Consider the following 22,507-nt stretch of genomic DNA (forward strand, 5'->3'; position numbering starts at 1 on the left):
ACGTCTTTCCGTCAGACTTCAGTGATTTCCTTTTCCTTGGCGGCCAACAGACGGTCGATCTCCTCAATGAATCGATCGGTTAACCCTTGAATCCGCTCCTGCAGCCTCCGGCCCTCATCCTCAGAGACCGAGCCGTCTTTCTCGCTTTTCTTGATCTCGTCGTTGGCTTCCCTCCGGATATTGCGAATGGCCACCCGGGATTCCTCGGCGAGTTTGCGCACCATCCTGGCCAATTCTTGCCGCCGTTCTTGGGTAAGCTGGGGAATGGCCAAACGAATCACTTGCCCGTCATTGGTGGGCGTCAGTCCCAAATCCGATTTCAAAATAGCTTTTTCGATCTCGGCGAGGGCACCCTTGTCCCAGGGCTGGATCACCAGCAGACGGGGTTCCGGGGCGGTGATGCTCGCCAATTGGTGAATCGGCATAGAGGTTCCGTAATATTCGACGGTGACCTTATCCAACAACCCCGGCGTCGCCCTTCCCGCCCTGACGGAAGCAAATTCTTTTTTCAGCGCTTGAAGTGATTTATTCATCCGTTCCTCGGCCTGTTTCAACAGGTCGCTCACCGCTGTTCCCTCCAAACCGTGGTTCCGATCGGCTCGCCGAGCACGGCCCGTCGGATATTGCCGTTTTCGGTGATGGCGAAGACGATGATCGGAATGTCGTTATCCATGCAGAGGGAAGTGGCGGTGGAGTCCATCACCGCCAACCCCCGGTTTAAGACGTCAAGAAAGCTGAGGGTTGCAAATTTTTTCGCACCTGGGTTTTTCGCCGGATCGGCGTCATACACGCCATCCACCCGGTTTTTCGCCATGAGAATCACGTCTGCCTCGATCTCCGCCGCCCGCAGCGCCGCTGTGGTGTCGGTCGAGAAATACGGATTCCCCGTGCCGCCGGCAAAAATCACAACCCGGCCCTTTTCCAGGTGCCGAATCGCCCGGCGTCGGATATACGGCTCCGCCACCTGCCGCATCTCAATGGATGTCTGTACCCGGGTGTCCACCCCTATCTTTTCCAGCGCATCCTGCAAGGCCAGGGCATTCAACACTGTGGCCAGCATGCCCATGTAGTCGGCGGTGGCGCGGTCCATTCCCTGCGCGGTGCCGGACACGCCCCGCCATATGTTCCCCCCTCCCACCACCACGGCCACCTGGACTCCGAGTTCCACAATCTCCCGCACCTGCCTGGCCACAGAAGCCAAGACAGCCCCATCAATGCCGTAACCCGTGTCCCCGGCAAGGGCTTCGCCGCTGAGCTTCAGGACCACCCGCGCGTATTTCGGCTGCACCTTCCGCCAACCCCCCGACCACCGTCTGTCTCCTTAGACCTCGACCCGGACTTATCGGTTGCACCCCCCGGCCAGCGGTCGGGTGCCCCTCACCGTTTCACCTGAGCCATGACCTCTTCGGCAAAGTTTTCTTCTTTTTTCTCCAAGCCCTCGCCCAGTTCAAAACGGGCGAATCGGCGGACCGAAATGTTCTCCCCGATCTTCGAGATCTTTTCTTTCACCAATTGTTCAACCGTGATATCTGGATTTTTGATAAAAGGTTGTTCCAACAGGCAAGCTTCTTTGTAAAACTTCTCCAACCGCCCCTCCACCATACGTTCCACGATGGCCGCCGGCTTTCCTTCCGCCTCGGCTTGGGCGCGGTAGATGGACTTCTCTTTTTCAATCACCTCGGCGGGAACCTCTTCCCGACGGACGTATTCCGGACGGGACGCAGCCACTTGCATCGCGATGTCTTTGACCAGGCTCCGGAATTCATCGGTGTTGGCGACGAAGTCGGTTTCGCAGTTAACCTCGACAAGGACGCCGATGCGCCCTCCTCCGTGAATATACGCTTCCACCAACCCCTCCGTTGCCACCCGGCCGGCCTTTTTCGCAGCGGCCGCCAGACCTCTCTCCCGCAACAGTTGAATGGCCTTATCCATGTCCCCTTCGGCGTCGGTGAGCGCCTTTTTACAGTCCATCATCCCGGCGCCGGTTCGTTCCCTCAATTCTTTCACCTGTGCGGCAGTGATCGCCACGATCCCACTCCTCCTTACGAGTTCTTCGGAAATTATCACAAAAAAAGGGTGGACGGGGGGCGGGCGGCCCTCTTCAACCACCCTTGGAACTTTGCGATCACGCGGTTTGTTCGCCTTGGCTTCCCTCCAGGACGGCGTCCGCCATCTTCGAGGTAAGCAGTTTCACCGCCCGGATGGCATCGTCGTTGCCTGGGATGACGTAGTCAATTTCGTCGGGGTCGCAGTTCGTGTCCACGATGGCCACGATGGGAATCCCGAGTTTGCGCGCCTCCGCCACGGCAATCCGCTCTTTCCGGGGGTCGATGACAAACAAGGCTCCGGGCAGATCTTTCATCCCCTTGATCCCGCCCAAAAACTTTTCAAGGCGCTCCTTTTCTTTTCTTAAAAGGTTAACCTCTTTCTTCGGCAAGACCTCGAAAGTGCCGTCTTCCTCCATCCGCTCCAACTCGTGCAGGCGGTCAATCCGCCGGCGTATCGTTTGAAAATTCGTCAGCGTGCCTCCGAGCCACCGCTGATTGACATAAAACATTCCACATCGTTCCGCTTCCTCTCGTACCGAATCCTGGGCTTGTTTCTTCGTTCCCACAAAAAGCAAGGTCTTGCCTTCCTCAGCGAGGGAGCGAACGAACTGATAAGCTTCTTCGACCTTTTTCACTGTCTTCTGCAGATCGATGATATAAATCCCATTGCGCTCCGTGAAAATGTACTTTTGCATCTTCGGGTTCCACCGGCGGGTTTGGTGGCCGAAATGGACCCCGGCCTCTAAAAGCTGCTTCATTGAAATAATGGCCATGACTTGTTCCCCCTCAGTTGGTTTTTGCACCTCCGCACACTTCATCCCCGACCGGGACCCTTGGGCACCACCGGCCTGATCTGCGCACGTGTGGAATTGTGCCAACCGTAACTATAGCATATTCACCTCAGCCGTTGCAATCCGGCGTTGCCGTCTTCTGGTTACTTTGAGTTCCGATGGGGCGCCGCCGGCGCCGCTCGGCGAGTGCCGCCATCAGTTGAACCTCTCCGACTCCCCGGCCGGATCGTTTCGCCCACTCCTCCATCGACAGGGAAACTCTCGCAGTGAATCCCGGCAACTCCTCTCCACCCGGGTACCCCCGAGCGCGGTCTTCCCCAAGGTGGATCTCGGCCCTGCCCCCAGAATCCTGAGACAGGTCCGCTCTTCCCTCAGCCGGGTTTTGTCCCCCGGGCGGGACCGCGCTGTCCCCGGATCTCGGCATCCGGCTTTTCAACTGTTGTTCCAGTAGAAGGATCTTTTGCTCCAGGGCGCGAATGGCTTCGTCCCGTTCCTCCAGAAGACGCTCGATCTCATCGAGCAGAAGATCATTTTCCTCCTGAATACGGCGAATCAATTCCTCCCACTGCGGGTCCATACTCACCCCTCCTCCGCGATCGACAAGCCTGAGCCCGCGGGAGTTCATCCCTCCGAAGATACCCGGATTTCACCCCCGTCCAAAGTAAAACGCACCCGGTCCATCTCCTGGATCACCGTATACATGGCGTTGCCAATGATGATTTTCACGCCGGGGTACACCTTGTGAGCAGATACGGCAGCATCTTGAAACTGCCGCATATCTTCGGCAATCATCTGCAGTTCGAGTCGACTCTCCTGGATTCGTTCGTCCAATTCGGCCAAATCGCGCTGCAGCTTTTGTATCATCCCCACTGCCCCCGGATCCTGGCGCACCTGCAACCGTTTCTCCAGAACCTGGATGGCAAGGCGCAGTTTCGATCGCTGGCCGTCTATCCGGCGGAGCTCTTCCTGAACGCTTCGCCAACGATCCCGAACAGTTTGCGGGAGCCCCACGGCCACAGTGGTGGGGACGGCCATGGGAGAACCCAGGACTGCGGCCCGGATCCGATGTACCGCTGTACACGTCCCACCGGCAATGGTGCCCGCCGGGGATATGACTTGGATATCCCGGCCCGCCGTGGTCTCACTGTGGAGGATGCTGCGCTCGGCCACGACGTCTAATTCTGCGGATACCCGCCCTTGTTGGATGAACTTCGCCTGAACGGAGCCCCCGGCCCGCACAGACCCTCGGGTGCCCCCGTAGATGCCGGCACCCACCTTCACATCGCCGCCACTTTCGACGATGCCGCCATCCACGGCCCCGTCAATGACCACATCTCCGCTCGCTTTCACCCGAAATCCGGGTTGAACAGAACCGCCGATATGGAGGCTTCCTTCAAAAGAGACATGGCCGACTCCGTAATCCACGTCCCCCTGAACCCGGTACATCGGCTGAACATCGATCCATCTGCGCCGCGGGTTGTACACCGGGTGGCCCGCCACCCGGGCCAAAACTGTTGTATGATCCTCGTTCCACTGGGCACCCGGGCCCAGAACCACAGTGATCGCCCCGGGCGTCGGGGCGGGTATCGACACCCCTCGGACGCTCATCCCGTTTTTCCCAGGAATCGGGGGCACCACGCGTACAAGAGGTGTTCCGGGGGACACCGATGGAATGCCGCCGCGATCACGCAAATCCACGCGATTCGCCCCGCTGGGGTCCTGGGGTTCCCCTTGCGCTCCCTCCGCCTTGGAATCTTGCGTCAGCCACTCAATCCGACCGGGCTGTCCAGGTTCCGGTGGAATCCCCCGGGCGACCTCCACCCAACCCGCCTCGTCATCGGCCCGTACATTAAGAAGCCTCGTCAGTCCCTCCTCAGCCACCCCGAAATGAATACCGGATTTCACCAAAAAAGATTCCACGTCCGCGCTGTTCCACCTGGCCCGTTCCTCCGGACGTGTACCAGGTTTCCACCGGGCCCGGGCCGCCAAACCGTCCAGACCGATTTCGACCTCCAGCACGCTTCCGATGTCCGGTTCCCGCTCCTGCCCCATCCTTCGCTCCCCCATCACTCCATCAAATCTGCCCGATGCTGCGCCAACCGGCTTCTCAACCGCAGAAGAGCTTTCGAGTGGAGTTGACTGACCCGGGCAGGCGTAACCCCGAGAACAGCAGCGACCTCCCGAAACGACAATCCTTCAATATAGTGTAGGGACAGGACATACTGCTCTCTCTCAGGAAGTGATGTGATCGCTTCAGCCAACAGCTGTCGGATGGCCTGGCGGGACACCGTCTGCGCCGGATCCACACCTTCGGGATCGGGGATCGCATCGGCAATACGGAAAGACTCCCCGTCCTCGGTATGTATGACGTGGTCCAAAGAAATCGGATGGAACCTCTCAAACTCTTCCAACCACCCGATAAACGTCCCCCGGTCCACACCCAGTTCTTGACACACCTCTTCATCACTGCCAGATTTCCCCTTGGAAAACAAGCGCTCATAAGCCTCTTGAACCTTCTTAACCCGTTCCCAGCGCCTCCTGGACGCCGGGCCCTCGGCCCGGACGCCGTCGATCATCGCGCCGCGTATCCGCAGTCTGGCAAACACCTCGAAAGGAGTTTCCTGCCCCGGGTCGTACCGCCGGGCTGCCTCCAACAACCCGAGCATCCCAAAGGAAACCAAGTCTTCCATGGCTGCTGGCTTAAACCGGGATTTCAACCGGCGTGCTATATTTTCAACCATGGGCAAATAAAGGGTGACGTCCAAGGGGTCGGACTGTACACCAGGTTTCTCCATCGTCCCGCCTCCCGTCTACCGGCGACGTTGCACCCAGGCTGCCAAATCTGTCCACTGCCCCGCCTTCGCCCCATCTGCGTCAGGCCGCTGGGAGGGAAGCGGAGAGGCAGGCAGCGTCGATTCGCCCTCGGCCTCCGCCCTGGTGGTCTCCTCCCCTTCGAATCCGGGCGGCCGCCCCGCCACGGCTAACTGTGCGAGATCGTCATCATCTGGCTCTGACCGCAGGTCGATGGTCGAAGGAGCCGCCTCGACCACCCACCTCCGCACCCCCTCCACCACCAGGGCCACAATGGTCAACACCACCGCAGACACCCCGGTCCGCAACAAAGCCGTCGTCCACACGTGCCCAGCCGCCACCGCGATCAGAAAAAAAACTCCACTTCCGAAGACCGGGACCGTCCACAGCTTCATAGCACAATCTGTCCCCCCCGCACCGTGCGCACCCATAAACGGCCGTCCTCGCTGTGCAACTCGATGGTCCTCCCGGTGGAACCGCCGACATCCTCCCCAACCATTGGAATCCCCCATTTCGCCAGGGCCCGGCGACAGGCGTCGACATTCCGGGGGCCAATCTTCAACAAATCGTTTTTCCCGGCAAACGTGAACATCTGGGCACCTCCGGCCATTTTGGCCCGTAAACGCTCGACTCGGGCGCCGTTTTGCTGCATCATTTCCACCAGCCAGTCCACCCCCGTATCGGCGAACTTCGCCCTGGTGGCGTCAGTAAACCCCTCGGCGGAAGGGAGCATGATGTGAACCAGCCCCGCCACTTTCGTTTGCGGATCCCACAGGGCAACCCCTACGCAGGAGCCGAGGCCCACAGATCGCAGGCGATCCGGACAATGGACCACTTTTAAATCTGCCATGCCGACATGGACCACTTGGCCGGCGATCACTCTCCGCGCACCCCCAAGGCCGTCAGCAAAGGCAACACACTGTCGGGATCGGGAACGAGGAGGAAGTGGCACCAGACATCCAATTCCTCGATATGGGCGCCGGTATGCACGATCAGGCATTGGTCGGCATCCGCGGTGAGCATCCCAACTTCTAAAATCGCCTGGGCCATGTCCACGGCCACGGCGGGCACAGAAGTCTCCACCTTGCCATGGGTGAAATCACTCAGCGAGATGAGATATGCCGATGTCAGAATATTTCCTATTTCTCCAAGGGCGGATAAGGCCATCTCATTTTGCAGGTCGTCACCGAAGTCGCCCTCCGTCCACATGGCCCGGAGTACGGCTCGGGCCGAACAGGCTGGAATGATGAAAAAAAAGTTGCCGGGATAATCTCCTCCGATGCGAAAATAGGTGCCCACTACGACGTCCTCCGCACCGCCCACGGCGTCCACCACGTGATCAAAAGCCAGCACCTGAACCGTGGGCACCGTGATCCGAACCGGTCGCTGCAAGAGAAGGGACAAGCTCGTGGCCGCGTGGCCTGCCCCGATGTTGCCCACTTCCCGGAGGGCATCGAGGTGTCGATCGCCTAGTGGTTGCACCGGGGACCTCACCAAGACATCGCGCCGAGCTCGGCCACTTCCTGGACGCTCAGCACCCGGTCGAGATTGAGCAAGACCAGCAGTCGATCGTCCAGTTTTGCCACTCCGCGAAGATAGTCCGCCTTGACACCACCCACCACGGCCGGAGGAGGATCCACCCGAGACATGGGGACGTCGATGACGTCATTGGCCGCATCCACCACTAAGCCCACCTCCATTTCCCCAACAGCCACCACGACGATCCGGGTATCGTCCGTGTACTCCACTTCAGGGAGGCCAAACCTTGCCCGCAAATCGATAATGGGCGTCACCACGCCGCGCAGATTGATGACCCCTTTAACGAAAGCGGGCGTCCGGGGAACCCGGGTGATCTTTTGCACGCGTTCAATAGACAGGACCTGAGAAACCTCAACCCCGTATTCCTCCGTCGCCAATTGAAAAACGATCACTTTGACTTCTCGATCCAGATCTTGAGCTTTCTGCTCCATCCGGAATGCCTCCTCTCACGCCGCAAGAAAAGCATTACAGTCGATGATCAGCGCCACCTGCCCGTCACCGAGCACCGTGGCACCGGCGATGGAAAACACTTGTTGCAAATACCGCCCGAGAGACTTCAGCACAATCTCCTGTTGACCGAGAAACTCATCGACGATAAACCCTGCGAACCGGTCGCCCCGGCGCACGATCAGGACATTTTCTTCATCTTTGGTCTCCTCGCGCCGAAGCTCGTACAACCGTTCCAAATCGATGAGCGGAATGACCCGCCCTCTAAAGGGGATCACCTGTTGTCCGTGAAGATCCCGGATGTCCCCTCGATTCACGACGGCCGTCTCCACGATGGAGTGAAGGGGAACGGCATATTTTTCTCCGGCCAGGCTGACCAGCATGGCTTGAATAATCGAGAGCGTCAGAGGCAATTGAATCACCCATTTCGTCCCTCGACCCGAGATGGATTCCACCGTCACCTTGCCCCCGACCTGCTCCAACTTGCGTTTCACGACATCCAAACCCACGCCCCGTCCGGAAACATCGCTGACCGTGTCTTTCGTACTGAATCCCGGTTGGAAAAGAAGGTCAAAAACCTGTCCGTCCGTCAAGGAAGCCGCGTCACTGCGGTCAATAAGCCCCCGCTGCACAGCTTTCTGAATCACTTTCTCGCGATCCACTCCCCGGCCATCGTCAGACACCTCGATAAACACGTTGTTTCCGGAATGATAAGCCACCAGCTCCACTCGCCCCGCCTCGGGTTTGCCAAGTTTCCGGCGCTCCTCCGGCGTCTCAATTCCGTGATCCACGGCGTTCCTCAACAGGTGCACCAAGGGGTCGCCAATCTCATCGATGACCGTACGGTCTAGTCCCGTATCCCCGCCGCGAACGACAAAATCGACACTCTTCCCCAACTCCCGGGCCAGGTCCCTGACCATGCGCGGGAAGCGATTGAACACCGTGTCGACGGGCACCATGCGAATCGTCATCACCAAATTTTGAAGATCGGCGCTGATTCTCACCATGTGCTCGACTGTTGCCAGAAGGTCCTGATGTCCGGTTTGCTTCGCCAACTCTTCGATCCGGGTCCGGTCGATCACCAATTCGCTGAACAGGTTCATGAGGGTGTCCAACCGATCGATGTCCACGCGGACCGATTTGAGCGTGCGGTGATTCGTCGCCCTTTCTTCCGGGGAACCCCCCAGAGCTGTCGTGCGTACCCCCTTGGGAGAATCCGACTCACTTCCCGACCCGTTTCGTTCTCCCTTTCCGCGTGGGGCGAGACGTTCGGGCGATGGTCCATTCCCGGTGGTTCCAGCCCACGGCTTGACCACCACCTCCCGGATTTCAGAAATCCCGAGCAGTGCTTTCTCCACGGCTTCGGGGCTTTCTTGTTTCAGAATGAGAAGCAGGCGGATGTCCAGATCCAGATTCCCTTGTTCCAGCTCCTCCACCGGAGGGTCCACCTTGACCAATTCCCCAAATTGTTCACAGGCGTCCACCACCATGTAAGCCCGGGCAGCCTTTAAGATACAACCTTCATCGAGCCGGACGGCGATGGTCACCACCTGTAAGCCTTCCCTCCGGGCCTCTTCGGCCACAGACTCCTGGTACGCGTCCAGGACGAGGGCCGGCCCTTGGGAACTGTCGATCTCCCGCCCACCTCCCGTCCGCCCCGCCGAAGGCCCCTTTCCGGCAGAGCCAGACCCGGCGTCGGGAGCACCGGTCATGCCCCGAGATTCATCCAAAAGCCGCTGAAGGCCTTGCACCACGTCTTCGGTGGGAATCCCGGCCAGGTCCCCTCCTTCTTCCACCGCCGCGAGTTGGGCTTCCAACAGGTCGACGGCTTTGAACAGCACATCCATATGGTCCGGAGTGATGGCCGCCCGGCCGTTTCGGATCTCGTCCAGGACGTTCTCCATGTCGTGCGTGACCCATACCATGGGCTCAAAACCCATGGTCGCCGCCATCCCCTTAATGGTGTGCGCCGACCGAAAAACGGCGTGGATCGCCTCATGGTCCGAGGAATCCCGCTCGAGAACTAGCAATTGTTCGTTCAATTGCTGCAGATGCTCCTTCGTTTCTTCAATAAACATGTCGAGGTATTCACTGTTCTCCACCATACCACCCCCTACCTGTTCATGGACAACTTCATCAGGAGGGCTGGGATTTCCTCTAGATCTGCGACGTAATCCACACAGCCGCGTTCGATGGCGGCCCGGGGCATTCCGAACACCACGGAACTCTCTTTAGACTGGGCGATGGTGATCCCCCCCCGGCGATGAATTTTCTCCATCCCCTCGGCCCCGTCCTTTCCCATGCCCGTCAAGAGGACGGCAATCACCGGTTGATGAGCCGCTCTAGCCGCCGAGTCAAACAATACATCCACGGAAGGTACGTGGTTGTGCCACGGAGTTTCTTCCCCAAGTTCCACAAACCAACCTTCAAGATCCCGATGGACTCTCATCTGTCGACCTCCAGGGGCAATGGCCACGGTTCCCGGCCTCAGCCGATTTCCCTTGGCCGCCTCAAACACCTGCAGTGACGACTCTTGGTTGAGTCTGGCGGCAAAAGTCCGGGTGAAGGCCTCGGGCATATGTTGAACCACAGCAATGGGCAGTGGAAAGGTTTTTGGAAGTCCTGACAAAATGGATGCAAGGGCGGTGGGTCCCCCCGTGGATGCCCCCATCACCACGAGTTCCGCCGCGCCCCACCTTTTATCCGCGCCCGAGGGCATGCTGCAGTTTCCAGATGAACTCGCGCCAGCCGCGCCGACTCGGGGGGCTCTCTGCCGGAGCGACATCCTCACCGCCCATCAGGCGGCGGGCGATTTGTCGTACACACTGGGCAGCCCGGCTATCGGGAGCACTCAGGAGAAAGGGCGTTTGTCGAAAAACGGCCCGTCCCACCGCAGGATCCTCGAGAATATACCCCATCGCACCGGGCTCGAAAGAAAGAAAAGTTTTCGAAACCTGGACCAATCGTTGAAACGTTTGTATCCCCTCCGAAAACGTCCGGCACCGGTTGACCACGATCCGAATGCGGGCGCTCAGGGACCGCCGAACCAGTACTTTGATCAAGGCGTAGGCGTCCGCAAGGGCTGTGGGTTCCGGGGTTGTCACAAGCAGAATCTGATCCACACTTTCCAATAGGTGAAGGCTCGATTCATTCAGCCCGGCGCCGGTATCGACGATGACCCAGTCGAGAGTCGATTCCAAATCCATCAATTTATCGAAACACACCTTGACTTGATCCCTGGAAAGCTGGATCCAATCGGGCAAGGCCGTGCCCCCTGAGATCCAGGAAATCCCTAGGGGGCCGGTCTGGACGACATCTGAAGCCAAAACCCCGGGCTGAGCCAAATCCAGCAACGTTCGGCCCGCACCACTTCCAAGTAAAACATTCACGTTGGCAAATCCGACGTCGGTGTCCAAGATGAGGGTGTTCTTGTGCTCCTGTTGAAGAGCCAAGGCGACATTGACGGCCACGTTGGACTTTCCCACCCCACCTTTCCCGCTGGTCACCGCCGCGGTCTTCAACGAGACTCCCCGGGGCCCGGACTGATGGGCCATCCTTTTGCGCAACTCGGATGCCTGATCCATCGTCTCCCCCCGTCCTAAAAGAGCCGCTGTGCCAGATAAGCGGCATCCGCTTCGATAATGTCGTCCGGAACGCCTTGCCCGGTCGTGATGTATGCCACGGGTCGGGATTCTGCCAGTATGAGATCAACCGCCGAGGCCAAGCTTTCCGTTTCATCCGCCTTGGTGAACAGGTATTTGTCGATCGCCACCTCCCGGAGTGCCTCCACCGTCCGGTACAAATCCCGGCCTTTACCAGACAGGCTTAAGACGAGGTAGGTCTCGTCGGGCTTTGCGGCCTGAAGCATTTCGCGCAACGACAACGCGTGTTCACGCTGGGTGTAATTGCGCCCCGCAGTATCCACGAAGATGCGGTCATATTCTGCCAACTCCCCCACCGTGCGCCGCATTTCCTCGGGGGTGTACACGACGAAGCAAGGTATACCAATGATCTGGGCGTAGGTTCGCAGTTGGTCGACGGCGGCAATGCGGTACGTATCCGCTGTGATCAAGGCCACCCGGCGACCGGCGTCCAAAGTCTCGATAGCCGCGAGTTTCGCTATCGTGGTGGTTTTCCCAACCCCCGTGGGCCCAGCCAAGGCAATCACCCGAGACTCCGCCGCCATGGGTGAGCCGACCCAGGGCTGAAGCTGGCTGCGGACAATCTCCTGCAGCTGCTCGACCATATGCGATATTTCCCAGGACCCGTCGTCGGGAATCGAGATAACCGCCTGCTCGGCCAGAGCCCGGGCCCGGCGCTCGTCCATGCCGCCGGCCACCAGGCCTTCGGCCAAGTGTACGAGGGCCCGGGCTGCCGGGGATTCCCCCGAGGCCGCGATCTTGCGGATGAGCTCTCGCCACCCCGCATCGGTCAGGTCCCGGACATCGCCCGAAACACCGGAGCGTCCCGAGGAGCCCGTCAATGGATCCCGGTACAAATTGCCCCGTGTGAACTCAGCCCCTACCTCCCCGGGATCGGGACCTGATAAAAAATTCACCTCAGGGCGGGGGTTCGACCGGGGCCCGGTGGGCGCCGGTCCCTTCGCCCCTTGTCCGCCCCCATCTTCTACGGCGGCCACGATTTCAATCCGCTTTCTCCGCCGCCAGGGAACCCAACGAGAGGCCGGCACTTCCCTCGTGTTGAGAATCACCGCCTCTCCCCCGAGCTCGTCCCGAACCCGGGCCATGGCTGTCGCCATATCTTCGGCAGTAAATCGTTTGATCCTCACGATACATTCACCACCCCTGCCGTTTCAACATCCACCGCCGGATCGATCTCTTGGTAAGACAACACCGCTACGTCGGGCAGAGTACGCTCCAACAAGCGACGCACATGAGACCGGATGTGTGGCGAGGTGACAATGACGGGATGCTGTCCTGCTGCCATGGCGCGCCGCACCTGATCCACCAACTGCCCGACCATCTGTTGGTGGACCCGGGGATCGAGGACCACATAGGCGCCAAAATCCCCTCGGTGAATCGATTCCGCGATCTGCCGTTCGAGCCCCGGATGAAGGGTGATAGCGGTGAGAGGCTTGCCCGGGGCGGCCCATCGCTGGGTAATGGTTCTCCGCAGGGCCTGGCGGGCGAACTCCGTCAACAGTTCAGGATCGTGGGTGGTCTTCACGGCGTCGGCCAAGGTTTCCACGATGGTGGCCAAATCCCGGATGGGCACTCCCTCCCGCAAAAGATTGGAGAGCACTTTTTGGACCTCGCCGTACCCCACCACGTTCGGCACCACTTCGTCCACCAAGGCCGCGTGATGTCGGCGAAGGGCGTCGATCAACTGGCGGGTTTCTTGGCGTCCGATCAGTTCATAGGCGTGGCGCTTCAGGACTTCGGTCAGATGGGTGGCCACCACTGAAGGCGGGTCCACCACGGTGTACCCTGAAAGCTCCGCTCTCTCTCTCATCTCCGGCCCAATCCACAGCGCCGGGAGCCCGAAAGCGGGTTCCTTTGTCGCCACCCCCACCACCCGGGGATCGTCCACCCCCGGACTGATGGCCAGATAATAGCCCAGCATCAATCGGCCCCTTGCTACTTCGGATCCTCGGATTTTGATCACGTACTCGTCCGGTTGCAACTGAATGTTGTCCCGAATTCGAACCACCGGAAGCACCACCCCGAGCTCCAGGGCCAACTGGCGTCGGATCATGACCACCCGGTCCAAAAGGTCGCCGCCCTGGGCGGCGTCAGCCAAGGGAATCAGCCCATAACCGAATTCGAATTCCACCGGATCCACCGGCACCATGGAGACGACACTTTCCGGCGTCCGAATCTCTTCGGTCTCCCGTTTCGCCTCCTGCGCCTGTTGTGCGGCGGCATCCGCCCGGAGTCGGCTCTGCATCCTCCATCCTCCAAACGCGACCACCCCAGCGACGGGCCAGGTCTTCACCCACCCAATGGGGGTCAGAATTCCGAGAAGAGCCAGTGCACTAGCCACCACGAAAAGCATTTTCGGGTAGGACAACAACTGGGTGATGACATCTCGCCCCATGTTGTTGTCGGAGGCGGCCCGGGTCACCACCAGTCCGGTGGCGGTCGAGATCAGCAGGGCGGGGATTTGGCTCACCAGACCGTCCCCCACTGACAGCAGGGTGTAATGACTGAGGGCCGTGTTGAAATCCTGATGGTTGACGGCCATCCCAATGATGAATCCCCCGATGATATTGATCACCACGATGATGATCGAAGCAATGGCATCCCCTTTGACGAATTTGCTGGCGCCATCCATGGCGCCGTAGAAATCGGCCTCTCGTTCCACCGTCCTCCGGCGCTCCCGGGCTTCTTGTTCGGTAATCAAGCCCGAGCTCAGATCAGCGTCGATACTGATCTGTTTACCCGGCATGGCGTCCAGGGTAAACCGGGCCGCTACTTCCGCCACCCGCTCAGCGCCCCGGGTGATAACCACAAACTGGATCACCGCAAGGATGGCGAACACGATCAGCCCGACCACCACGTTACCCCGCACCACGAAGTCGCCAAAGGTCTGAATGACTTCTCCGGCGTAGCCCACGGACAAAATCGACCGGGTGGACGAGACGTTCAGGGCGAGACGATATAAAGTCGTGAGCAACAAAAGGGCTGGGAACACCGAAAACTGTAAGGGCTCCCGGACGTTCATCGCAATCAGGAGAACAACCAGGGACACCCCCAAATTGATCACGAGCAAGAAATCGAGCAGAGAAGGAGGCAACGGGATGACCATCATGACCACAATTCCGATCACGCCGACCAAAACGGCCAAATCTGTCCGTTTCATCGATCACTCCCCCTCCTTTCGCCCGTCCACCCCCGGAGGCGATACACGTATGCCAGCACCTCCGCCACCGCTTGGAACAACACTTCGGGAATGGCCTCCCCGATCTCCACCATGGCATGCAACCGCCTGGCCAGGGGCGGATTTTCCACCACCGGGACTCCGTAGCGCCGGGCGGTCTCTCGGATTCTCCACGCCCAGACATCAGCCCCTTTGGCGATGACCACCGGCGTGTCCATCGATTCCGGCTCATACCGGAGGGCCACGGCGTAGTGGGTGGGGTTCGTGATAACCACCGTCGCCTTCGGCACCTCCTGCATCATCCGCCGCTGAGCCAAGGCCCGTTGCCGTTCCCGGATTTTGCGTTTGATGGTCGGATTGCCCTCGGTGCGCTTGAACTCCTCTTTGACCTCTTGTTTGGTCATCCGAAGTTGACGTTCGAAGGATACCCGCTGGTACCACGCATCGAGGATCGCAAGTCCAAGCAGAGCGAGGCTCGCTTCGAGGGCGACGTTCCACAACTGGTCGCCGGTCCACCCAGCCAGGGCCGTGGGGTCCATCCCTCCTAAACTCCCGGAGCTTTCGAAAATTTGCCTGGCCAGGCTGTACCCGATGCCGCCGAGAATGGCGATTTTTAGAATCATCTTGGCTCCTTCCACCAGGGAGCGGAGCGAGAACAACCGGCGGAACCCCTCCAAAGGGGAAATCCGCTTCCACTGGGGGGACACGGCTTTGAACGCGAAAAGTCCCCCCACCTGGATGAACCCCGTGGCCAACCCCGCTGCGGCCGGCAACAAAAGAAACAGAATAAGATTTGAAAAAACCCCCATCACCTGCCCACCCAACCACGCCAGCCACCCGTCCGGCGTCGAGAACTGGACCGGAGAACCGCTGATAAAGGCGGCGAACAACCTCCGCCATTCATCGATCCACGTCTGGCCCAGGGCCCGGACGGCCAAAACCGCGGCAAGCAAAACCAGTGCCGCCGTGAGGTCCGCACTGCGGGCCGCCTGACCTTCCTTTCTGGCTTCCTGGCGGCGACGGGGGGTGGGAGGTTCCGTTTTTTCCTCGGCAAACCATTGCAGGTCCCAGAGATAGGGAGTGGCCGCCACCTTGTGCTCCGGGTTCAGCCGGTCCCCAGTGCTCGGAGCACCCCGTCCACCGCTTGATTCATCCATCCCACCACCCGCTCGATTCCGAGGATCAACACGGGCAACGTCCCCAGAGCAACCCCCCAGCCGACGAGAATTTTTCCGGGCAGGGCGACAAACAACAGATTGGTCTGGGGCGCCGCCCGGGAAACAAAGGCCAGGATGACATCGATCAACAGGAGCGTCAACAGAAGGGGCGCCGCCAATTGAACCCCAAGGATAAACAAGACCGCCACGCTTCTGGCCACCACTTCTGCCACCGGTCCCACCGGGATACCCGCACCCAGGTGGATCCATTCGAAACTGTGAAGCAGAGCCGAGAGCATCGCCAGATGGCCGTCGATTCCCAAAAACACGACGCTGGTCAGCCACATTTGCCAGTTGGCTAGGATCGACCCATTGGTTCCAAATTGGGGATTGAAGAGGGTGACCATCGAGAAACCCATTTGGATATCGATGAGTTGCCCGGCCATTTCGGCCGCTGTAAAAAGAACGGAAGCCATAAACCCGATGGCAGCGCCGATCAACCACTGCTTCACCACCTCAAACAGATAGGCACTGAGCGCGAGTCCTGCCACCGCCGCCCCCTGGGCGGGAATGACCGTTTGCGCCACCAACAGAGCCACAACCCCAGCCAATCCCATTTGGACAGGCGCCGGCACCGCCCGACTCGAAATCACCGGGGCGGTCATCACCCATCCGATGATCCGGGCCAAGATCAATAGCCACACCTGAACCTGATCCACCAACGCCGCCAGGGAAATCATCGGATGAATCCGGACAACTGCCCGAAGATCCCCTCGGTGTAATCGAGCAGGGTGTGGAGCATCCACGGCCCCAACAGCAGAATCACCGCGAACACAGCGAGCACCTTTGGCAAGAACGTCAAGGTCGGTTCTTGAATCTGCGTCACCGCCTGGAAAATACTTATAATCAGGCCCACCACCAGGGTGAAGCCCAGGAAGGGCAGCGACAATAAAAAGGCGATTCGCAGCGTTTCCTGCCCAATCTGAAGCACGTTGTCCGGACTCACCGCAACCACCTCACACGTAGCCCGCCAGGAGCGATTTCACGATCAAATACCAGCCGTCCGCCAGAACGAACAAAAGAATTTTAAAGGGCAACGACACGATAACCGGTGGGAGCATCAACATGCCCATAGCCATGAGAACACTCGAAATCACCATGTCGATGATGAGAAACGGGATAAAGATCATGAATCCGATCTCGAAAGCGGTCTTCAGTTCACTGATGGTATACGCCGGCACCAACAACGACATGGGGATGTCCTCCACCCGGGCCGGAAGGGCCACATTTCGGTAATCCAAGAACAATTGCAAGTCCTTTTCCCGGGTCTGCTTGGCCATAAAATGTTTAAAGGGCACCTCGGCCCGGGCAATGGCCTGGGTCTGGCTCAATTCCCCCCGGAGATACGGCTGAACGGCCTGCTGATTGACCTGGGACAAAGTCGGGGCCATGACGAAAAAGGTCAGGGCCAAGGCAAGGCCGATCAACACTTGATTCGGAGGGGTCTGCTGCACCGCGAGGGCGCTTCGCACAAAAGAGAGCACCACGATCATCCGGGTAAAACTCGTGATCATGACGAGAATCCCGGGAGCCAGGGAAAGAACGGTGATCAGTAAGATAAGCTGAAGGGTGCCCGCGACCCCTTGAGGGGAAGAATCAGGTTGTAGCGTGGACGGCAATCCAGGAATGATAGCGGTCGGGTCCGCCGGCGCAGCCAGGGCGTACCCCGTCTTCATCACCAGGAAAGCCGCCAGGACGACGGCAATCTTCATTCCCACGTGCTTATAACATCGAAGATCAGTCATCCCCATCCATTCCCCTCTGTTTCTGGAGCCACGTCCGGCGCCGATCGGCCATCTTTTGGAGGACCTCGGCCAGTCGGCGGTCAAAGCCCGGGGCCTTCCCTTCCTCTCTTTGGAGGCTTTGTTTCCGCTGTGGATCCTCAATCACTTCAAGTAAGCGGATGTCCTGGGCCACCCCCAACACGAGCACCCGGTCTGCCACTTCGATTAAATGAACCGCTTTACCTGGTCCGAGAGGGAGGACGCCCAGCACTCTGAAGCTGTCAGACCCCGCCGCTTTCGGCCAGCGCCCCCGCAGCCACCTGGACGCGAGCCAGATGAGGGCCAGAATGACCAGCAAACCCAGCCCGAGCTTCAGAAAGGATAGCGACAAAGACGGCACGGGAGGGGGCGCCGAAGGGGTGCTGGGAGGAGCGTGACGGACTGCATCTTCCACAGAGTTCGCCACGGCCAAACTCGTACGTGGCCACGCGAGCAACCAACACCACCCGGCAAAAACCAACACGGCCTTCATCCCAAAGTCTTGCGGACCGCTTCCAAAACGCGATCCGCCTGAAACGGCTTTACGATAAAATCCTTGGCCCCGGCCTGTATCGCGTCGATCACCATCGCCTGCTGCCCCATTGCCGAGCACATGATCACTTTCGCCTCCGGATCAATGGCCCGGATCCGCTTGAGCGCCTCGATCCCGTCCATCTCGGGCATCGTAATATCGAGGGTGACAAGATCCGGCCGAAGTTCCTGAAACTTTTCCACAGCCTGGATGCCGTTCACCGCCTCGCCCACCACTTCGTACCCGTGCTTGGTCAGAATCTCCTTGATCATCATGCGCATGAACGCGGCATCGTCTACGACGAGAACTTTGCGACTCACCTTCTCACCCTCCCTGCTGTACACCGCGCATTCGATCGCGGGGGTGTACAATGTCTGTCACCCGCACTCCAAAGTTTTCGTCGATGACCACAACTTCCCCTTTTGCGATCAATTTCTGGTTGACGTAAATATCCACCGGCTCCCCGGCCAGGCGATCCAATTCCACCACAGATCCCAGGGACCAGCTCAGAACCTCCCGAACAGACTGACGGGTGCGGCCAAGCTCGACACTCACCGTGAGGGATACGTCGAGCAAAAGATCGAGGTTATCCATCCGGGGCGTTTCGGCACCAGGGGAGTGCAGAGGGCCGAATTCCACCGGCTTGACGACGGTCTGCGCGCTGGCAGCCACCTCGGTTTGGGAGGTCCCGGCTTCGTGATAACCCCCCGGCCGATCCGCCACAGCCTTCTCTTGGGGGGAGACGGTTTGCTGGCCGGAAGCCTCTGTAGGAGACGGGGCACCTGTCCCTGTGGACGGCTGAGTTCCCGGGGTTTGCGATGGTGCCGTGGCAGAAGGACTCGCACTGTCCTGCGGCCCCATTAGCGCCGTCACCATTTTCTTGGCGAAGCTGAGAGGAATGATCTGCATGATGTGCGAGTCGATGAGATCAGCGACGATGAGGCGAAAAGCCACCTTCACCACGACTTCTTCTCCGGAAAACAGCTCCCCCGGCGTTTCCTTTTGAAAATCCACAATTCGGGCCGTGGGCGGCGAAATGTTGATTTTCATGTTAAACATCTGGGACATGGAGGTGGCCGCCGACCCCATCATCTGGTTCATCGCTTCACTCACCGCACTGAGCTGCAATTCATCGAGCTCGCCTTCCGGGGGAGCTCCTTGACCACCCATCATGAGATCAGCAATGATCCGGGCGTCCTCCGGGCGGATAAACAAAGCGTTGAGCCCCTCAAAACCCGCGGTATACTGGACCTGCACCGCAACATGGGGCACGGGAAATTCGCTGCCCAGTTCCTGGGTTTTGGCCACACTCACCATTGGCGTGGTGATTTCCACCCGTCTATTTAAAAGGGTAGACAGGGCCGTGGCGGCAGTTCCGAAACTGATGTTGCCAATCTCCCCGAGGGCGTCCCGCTCCATGTCGCTCAGGGTTTCTCCTTGTTGCGGAGGCGTCATGGCCCCTCCTCCCCGAAGAAGCGCGTCGATTTCATCCTGAGATAACATATCGGACACCTTATTCACCCCCTTCGTCATCGGCGATCTCTGTAATTTGAACAGCGAGCCGGCCGTGATCCACTCCCGGGCGGCCAAGATATTTCACCTTGTCCCCGACATAGATCTCCACGGGCCGGTTCACGGCTTGATGAAGGGGGATGACATCCCCGGCGGAGAGGTGCATCAAGTCGTAGAAATCGATCGAGGTCCTTCCCAAAACCGCCCGGATTTCCACCGGGGCAGCCCGCAAACGTTCCCGCAGCGCCTCCTCTCTCGCAGGATCCAGTGCCCGGTGCACCTGCCCCATGCCCAGCATGTGCTGTGAACTCAGTTTCGGCAACAACCGCTCCAAGGTCAGATGGGGCATACATATGTGCATTAAACCGGTGGTCTCCATAATCCGCATACTGACGGAGACCACGGCCACCGTATCATTGGGCGCCGCAATCTGGAGAAACTGGGGATTAAATTCGATAAAAGACAGAGTCGGCCGCAAGTCCTCCACAATGCCCTTCCACGCATCGCCCAACACTTCGAGAGATCGGCTCCACGACCGTTCGAACACTGTAGTCTCAATTTCCGTAAACGCCCGGGCGCCGGCCAGTTCCAACCCTGGCCCTCCGAGGAGGCGATCGAGCATGACAAAGGCGACGTCCGGTCCAATCCCGATCACCCACCGCCCGCTGAGCGGAGCCAGATCCACCACGAGCAAGGTCGAAAGATGCGGCATGGAGCGAATAAACTCCTCGTAGGGCAGTTGCTCGACAGAGATGACATCCAGGTGCATCCAGGTCCGCAACTGTGCCGAAAAATACGTGCTGAGCATCCGCGCGTAGTTCTCGTAGATCCGGGTCAGACTGCGCAGTTGATCTTTCGAAAATCGCATGGCCCGTTTGAAGTCATAGACACGGATCCTGCGCTGCTCTTCTTCCTCCTTCATGGCTTCCGCCGAAACCTCGCCGGAACTCAAGGCCTGTAAAAGGGCGTCGATCTCTCGTTGCGACAGGACGTCCGCCACGCCTCGTCACCCCCTTACTGAACGATGATGGAGGGAAAATATACTTGCGTCACTCGACCATTGTGAAGGAGCTCGTTGACCCTCTTCATGATGTCCCCTTTCAGCTTTTCCTGCCCTTGGGGCTGGTCGAGATCTTCCCGTTTCCAGGAATGAAGAATATCGTTCACTGCATCCTGGATCTCCACTTTTCTCAGTTCGAGCTCGCCCTTCGCCTGGTCGGAGCTCGCCTGAAGGGAGATGCTCAACTGAATGACACTTCCCCCGGCGAGGTTGGTGGTCATTTGGGGCAGGTCATAGCGCGTTTTGGCGAGATCGGCCGCCGTCGGCGGACCCGAGGAAGTCGCCCGAGACCCGATGACATACCACGCTCCCACGGCCACCGCCGCGGCCAGCACCACGATTAACGCCCATGTCAGCGCTTTACTCGTCGCGACTCCCCCCTTCCCGTCGGTGTCCACGGATGCCGCGCACCAGGCCGATGCTCCGATAGTAATCGGTCACCCGATCGGCAATTTCCCCCACCGTTTCCCGGACGACCAATTTTCGTCCGGTAGACAAGGTCACCACTGTATCCGGGCTGGCCTCCACCGACTCAATGAGCAAGGCGTTCACCCAAACTTCCGAGCCATTCAATCGGGTCAACGGAATCACAGTCTCTCACCCGGCCCGGTGGACCGAGGTAGAATGTCCGTGGTCATCACCGTTTCAGGTTGACGACCTCTTGCAGCATCTGGTCGTCACTGGTGATCGTTCGGGCATTGGCCTGGAACGCCCGCTGGGCAATGATCATTTCGGTAAACTCGTTCGTTAAATCCACGTTTGACATCTCCAGGGCACCGGACGTGATGCTGCCGAAAACCCCTTGATTCGGGGCTTGCACATCCGCCGTTCCGGAGTTTGTGGTCTCCACATACAGGTTGTTCCCGATCTTTTGCAGGCCTTCGGGGTTGGCGAAATTGGCAAGCCCAATCTGGGCAGCCGTTTGGGTGGTCCCGTCGTCCAGCAGGCAGTTGACATTGCCGTTTTTATCGATGGAAACACTTTTGGTGTTATCGGGCACTTGGATAGGGGCCCCTCCCGTATCTAGAACAAACAACCCCTCCGAGGTCACGAGGTTCCGATTACTGTCAATGTGGAAATTTCCCGCCCGTGTATAGGCCTGGGTGGCCCCATCTGGGAGTTGGACCACGAAAAAGCCGTTGCCGTCAATGGCCAGATCTGTAGGCACCCCGGTCATCATCGGAGCTCCGGGAGTCATCGGCGTATCGATGCTCGCCAACCCTACCCCGAGCCCCACCTGCTGGGGATTCGAGCCTCCGGTCGTGTTCCCAGGCGCCGTAGCCCCGGAAAGAGTCTGGCTCATCAGGTCGTGAAACATGACCCGGCTCGCTTTGAAGCCCACCGTGTTGACGTTGGCGATGTTGTTGCCGATCACGTCCATCTTGGTTTGAAATCCACGCATGCCCAAAACCGCTGAGTATAACGATCGCATCATAGCCGCTCATCCCCTTTCGCAGATTCACTCCCCAGAAGCATTCAGGCCTTGCTTAAACCCCGGTGCCTCCACCCGCCACATTCGTGCCGTCACCGACCCCCAGAATCGAACTCCACGGAACGGGGAGACCACCGAGATCGAGGTAGACCAGGCCATCTTTGAGCTGCACGCCTTGAGCGACCCCGGACTGGATGTTTCCTTTTTCGTCGAGGTAAGAAATCCGCTTCCCGATCCACTCCGCCGCCGCTTGCATCTCGGTGGCTGTCGCGGCCTGCTCCTGAGCCTGGGCCACATTGGTCATTTGTTCAAGGGCCGAAAACTGAGCGAGTTGGGAGATAAACTGTGTACTGTCCATCGGCTGGAGCGGGTCTTGGTTTTTCAACTGAGCGACCAATAATTGAAGAAAGGAATTTTTATCGAGCTGACTCTTGGGATTGATCACGGAGGTCGGGCTGGCATATCCCGAAGAGTTTGCCGCGTTCATCCCCGTCGCCGCCACTTCGCTCATGTCG

At 59.1% G+C, this 22,507-nt stretch carries 28 protein-coding genes; all 28 read right to left on the reverse strand.

The features are described 5' to 3' along the window. Positions 1–11 precede the first annotated feature (11 nt). The 28 genes from frr to CVV65_RS08880 all read right to left on the reverse strand — a co-directional run bounded on the left by frr (position 12) and on the right by CVV65_RS08880 (position 22,503). A complete protein-coding gene (gene frr / locus CVV65_RS08745) occupies positions 12–533 on the reverse strand; it encodes a ribosome recycling factor (RefSeq protein WP_215811068.1) in 522 nt (173 codons plus the stop codon). Positions 534–562: 29 nt separating this feature from the next. After that, positions 563–1,288: a UMP kinase gene (pyrH, locus tag CVV65_RS08750; RefSeq protein WP_100667798.1), complete on the reverse strand. Its 726-nt coding sequence runs from the start codon at positions 1,286–1,288 to the stop codon at positions 563–565. An 89-nt stretch (positions 1,289–1,377) separates the two neighbouring features. Beyond that, on the reverse strand, positions 1,378–2,028 hold the full coding sequence (tsf, locus tag CVV65_RS08755; protein ID WP_100667799.1) for a translation elongation factor Ts: 651 nt from the start codon (positions 2,026–2,028) through the stop codon (positions 1,378–1,380). A 97-nt stretch (positions 2,029–2,125) separates the two neighbouring features. Continuing rightward, positions 2,126–2,821: a 30S ribosomal protein S2 gene (rpsB, locus tag CVV65_RS08760; protein WP_100667800.1), complete on the reverse strand. Its 696-nt coding sequence runs from the start codon at positions 2,819–2,821 to the stop codon at positions 2,126–2,128. Positions 2,822–2,948: 127 nt separating this feature from the next. Next, positions 2,949–3,416: a hypothetical protein gene (locus CVV65_RS08765; protein ID WP_100667801.1), complete on the reverse strand. Its 468-nt coding sequence runs from the start codon at positions 3,414–3,416 to the stop codon at positions 2,949–2,951. Positions 3,417–3,460: 44 nt separating this feature from the next. Further along, positions 3,461–4,891 (reverse strand): flagellar assembly protein A, encoded by a 1,431-nt coding sequence (locus CVV65_RS08770; RefSeq protein ID WP_157935446.1) that lies wholly within the window; start codon positions 4,889–4,891, stop codon positions 3,461–3,463. Positions 4,892–4,905: 14 nt separating this feature from the next. Next, on the reverse strand, positions 4,906–5,634 hold the full coding sequence (locus CVV65_RS08775; protein ID WP_100667803.1) for a sigma-70 family RNA polymerase sigma factor: 729 nt from the start codon (positions 5,632–5,634) through the stop codon (positions 4,906–4,908). A 15-nt stretch (positions 5,635–5,649) separates the two neighbouring features. After that, positions 5,650–6,045 (reverse strand): hypothetical protein, encoded by a 396-nt coding sequence (locus CVV65_RS08780; RefSeq protein ID WP_100667804.1) that lies wholly within the window; start codon positions 6,043–6,045, stop codon positions 5,650–5,652. Then, on the reverse strand, positions 6,042–6,530 hold the full coding sequence (locus CVV65_RS08785; RefSeq protein ID WP_197945594.1) for a chemotaxis protein CheD: 489 nt from the start codon (positions 6,528–6,530) through the stop codon (positions 6,042–6,044). The genes CVV65_RS08780 and CVV65_RS08785 overlap by 4 nt, the downstream gene beginning before the upstream one ends. Continuing rightward, a complete protein-coding gene (locus CVV65_RS08790) occupies positions 6,527–7,132 on the reverse strand; it encodes a chemotaxis protein CheC (protein WP_100669340.1) in 606 nt (201 codons plus the stop codon). The genes CVV65_RS08785 and CVV65_RS08790 overlap by 4 nt, the downstream gene beginning before the upstream one ends. A gap of 8 nt (positions 7,133–7,140) precedes the next feature. Then, positions 7,141–7,620 (reverse strand): chemotaxis protein CheW, encoded by a 480-nt coding sequence (locus CVV65_RS08795; RefSeq protein WP_100667805.1) that lies wholly within the window; start codon positions 7,618–7,620, stop codon positions 7,141–7,143. Positions 7,621–7,635: 15 nt separating this feature from the next. Continuing rightward, positions 7,636–9,738, reverse strand: a complete 2,103-nt coding sequence (locus CVV65_RS08800) for a chemotaxis protein CheA (RefSeq protein WP_100669342.1) — start codon at positions 9,736–9,738, stop codon at positions 7,636–7,638. Between the two features lie 11 nt (positions 9,739–9,749). After that, positions 9,750–10,355: a CheB methylesterase domain-containing protein gene (locus CVV65_RS08805; RefSeq protein ID WP_157935447.1), complete on the reverse strand. Its 606-nt coding sequence runs from the start codon at positions 10,353–10,355 to the stop codon at positions 9,750–9,752. Further along, positions 10,336–11,220 carry a MinD/ParA family protein gene (locus CVV65_RS08810; protein WP_100667807.1) on the reverse strand — a complete coding sequence of 295 codons (885 nt, stop codon included), beginning with the start codon at positions 11,218–11,220 and terminating at the stop codon, positions 10,336–10,338. The genes CVV65_RS08805 and CVV65_RS08810 overlap by 20 nt, the downstream gene beginning before the upstream one ends. A 14-nt stretch (positions 11,221–11,234) precedes the next feature. Continuing rightward, complete coding sequence (gene flhF, locus CVV65_RS08815; RefSeq protein WP_100667808.1) at positions 11,235–12,425, reverse strand: flagellar biosynthesis GTPase FlhF; 1,191 nt, start codon at positions 12,423–12,425, stop codon at positions 11,235–11,237. Continuing rightward, a complete protein-coding gene (gene flhA / locus CVV65_RS08820; protein WP_100667809.1) occupies positions 12,422–14,458 on the reverse strand; it encodes a flagellar biosynthesis protein FlhA in 2,037 nt (678 codons plus the stop codon). Before flhA ends, flhF begins: the two co-directional genes overlap by 4 nt. Beyond that, the gene (gene flhB / locus CVV65_RS08825; protein WP_100667810.1) at positions 14,455–15,633 is read right to left on the reverse strand and encodes a flagellar biosynthesis protein FlhB; all 1,179 of its coding nucleotides are present in this window, start codon (positions 15,631–15,633) and stop codon (positions 14,455–14,457) included. Before flhB ends, flhA begins: the two co-directional genes overlap by 4 nt. Beyond that, positions 15,582–16,373 carry a flagellar biosynthetic protein FliR gene (locus tag CVV65_RS08830; RefSeq protein ID WP_100667811.1) on the reverse strand — a complete coding sequence of 264 codons (792 nt, stop codon included), beginning with the start codon at positions 16,371–16,373 and terminating at the stop codon, positions 15,582–15,584. The genes flhB and CVV65_RS08830 overlap by 52 nt, the downstream gene beginning before the upstream one ends. Further along, positions 16,370–16,639, reverse strand: a complete 270-nt coding sequence (gene fliQ, locus CVV65_RS08835; protein WP_100667812.1) for a flagellar biosynthesis protein FliQ — start codon at positions 16,637–16,639, stop codon at positions 16,370–16,372. Before fliQ ends, CVV65_RS08830 begins: the two co-directional genes overlap by 4 nt. Positions 16,640–16,649: 10 nt before the next feature. After that, positions 16,650–17,444, reverse strand: a complete 795-nt coding sequence (gene fliP / locus CVV65_RS08840; protein WP_269148816.1) for a flagellar type III secretion system pore protein FliP — start codon at positions 17,442–17,444, stop codon at positions 16,650–16,652. After that, positions 17,431–17,913 (reverse strand): flagellar biosynthetic protein FliO, encoded by a 483-nt coding sequence (fliO, locus tag CVV65_RS08845; RefSeq protein WP_157935448.1) that lies wholly within the window; start codon positions 17,911–17,913, stop codon positions 17,431–17,433. Before fliO ends, fliP begins: the two co-directional genes overlap by 14 nt. Positions 17,914–17,945: 32 nt before the next feature. Further along, positions 17,946–18,308 carry a response regulator gene (locus CVV65_RS08850; protein ID WP_013075509.1) on the reverse strand — a complete coding sequence of 121 codons (363 nt, stop codon included), beginning with the start codon at positions 18,306–18,308 and terminating at the stop codon, positions 17,946–17,948. A gap of 4 nt (positions 18,309–18,312) precedes the next feature. Continuing rightward, positions 18,313–19,491, reverse strand: a complete 1,179-nt coding sequence (gene fliY, locus CVV65_RS08855; protein ID WP_232796776.1) for a flagellar motor switch phosphatase FliY — start codon at positions 19,489–19,491, stop codon at positions 18,313–18,315. 10 nt (positions 19,492–19,501) lie between these two features. Beyond that, complete coding sequence (gene fliM, locus CVV65_RS08860) at positions 19,502–20,500, reverse strand: flagellar motor switch protein FliM (RefSeq protein ID WP_100667815.1); 999 nt, start codon at positions 20,498–20,500, stop codon at positions 19,502–19,504. 14 nt (positions 20,501–20,514) lie between these two features. Continuing rightward, positions 20,515–20,958, reverse strand: coding sequence for a flagellar basal body-associated FliL family protein (locus tag CVV65_RS08865; protein WP_133121265.1), 444 nt, complete (start codon positions 20,956–20,958; stop codon positions 20,515–20,517). Further along, complete coding sequence (locus CVV65_RS08870) at positions 20,921–21,151, reverse strand: flagellar FlbD family protein (protein ID WP_100667817.1); 231 nt, start codon at positions 21,149–21,151, stop codon at positions 20,921–20,923. Before CVV65_RS08870 ends, CVV65_RS08865 begins: the two co-directional genes overlap by 38 nt. Positions 21,152–21,197: 46 nt before the next feature. Next, a complete protein-coding gene (flgG, locus tag CVV65_RS08875; protein WP_100667818.1) occupies positions 21,198–21,995 on the reverse strand; it encodes a flagellar basal body rod protein FlgG in 798 nt (265 codons plus the stop codon). A gap of 52 nt (positions 21,996–22,047) precedes the next feature. Next, entirely contained in the window at positions 22,048–22,503 is a 456-nt protein-coding gene (locus tag CVV65_RS08880; protein ID WP_100667819.1) for a flagellar hook capping FlgD N-terminal domain-containing protein, read from the reverse strand. Between the last annotated feature and the right edge of the window lie 4 nt (positions 22,504–22,507).

The organism is Kyrpidia spormannii, assembly GCF_002804065.1.
GTDB classification, from domain to species: Bacteria; Bacillota; Bacilli; order Kyrpidiales; family Kyrpidiaceae; genus Kyrpidia; species Kyrpidia spormannii.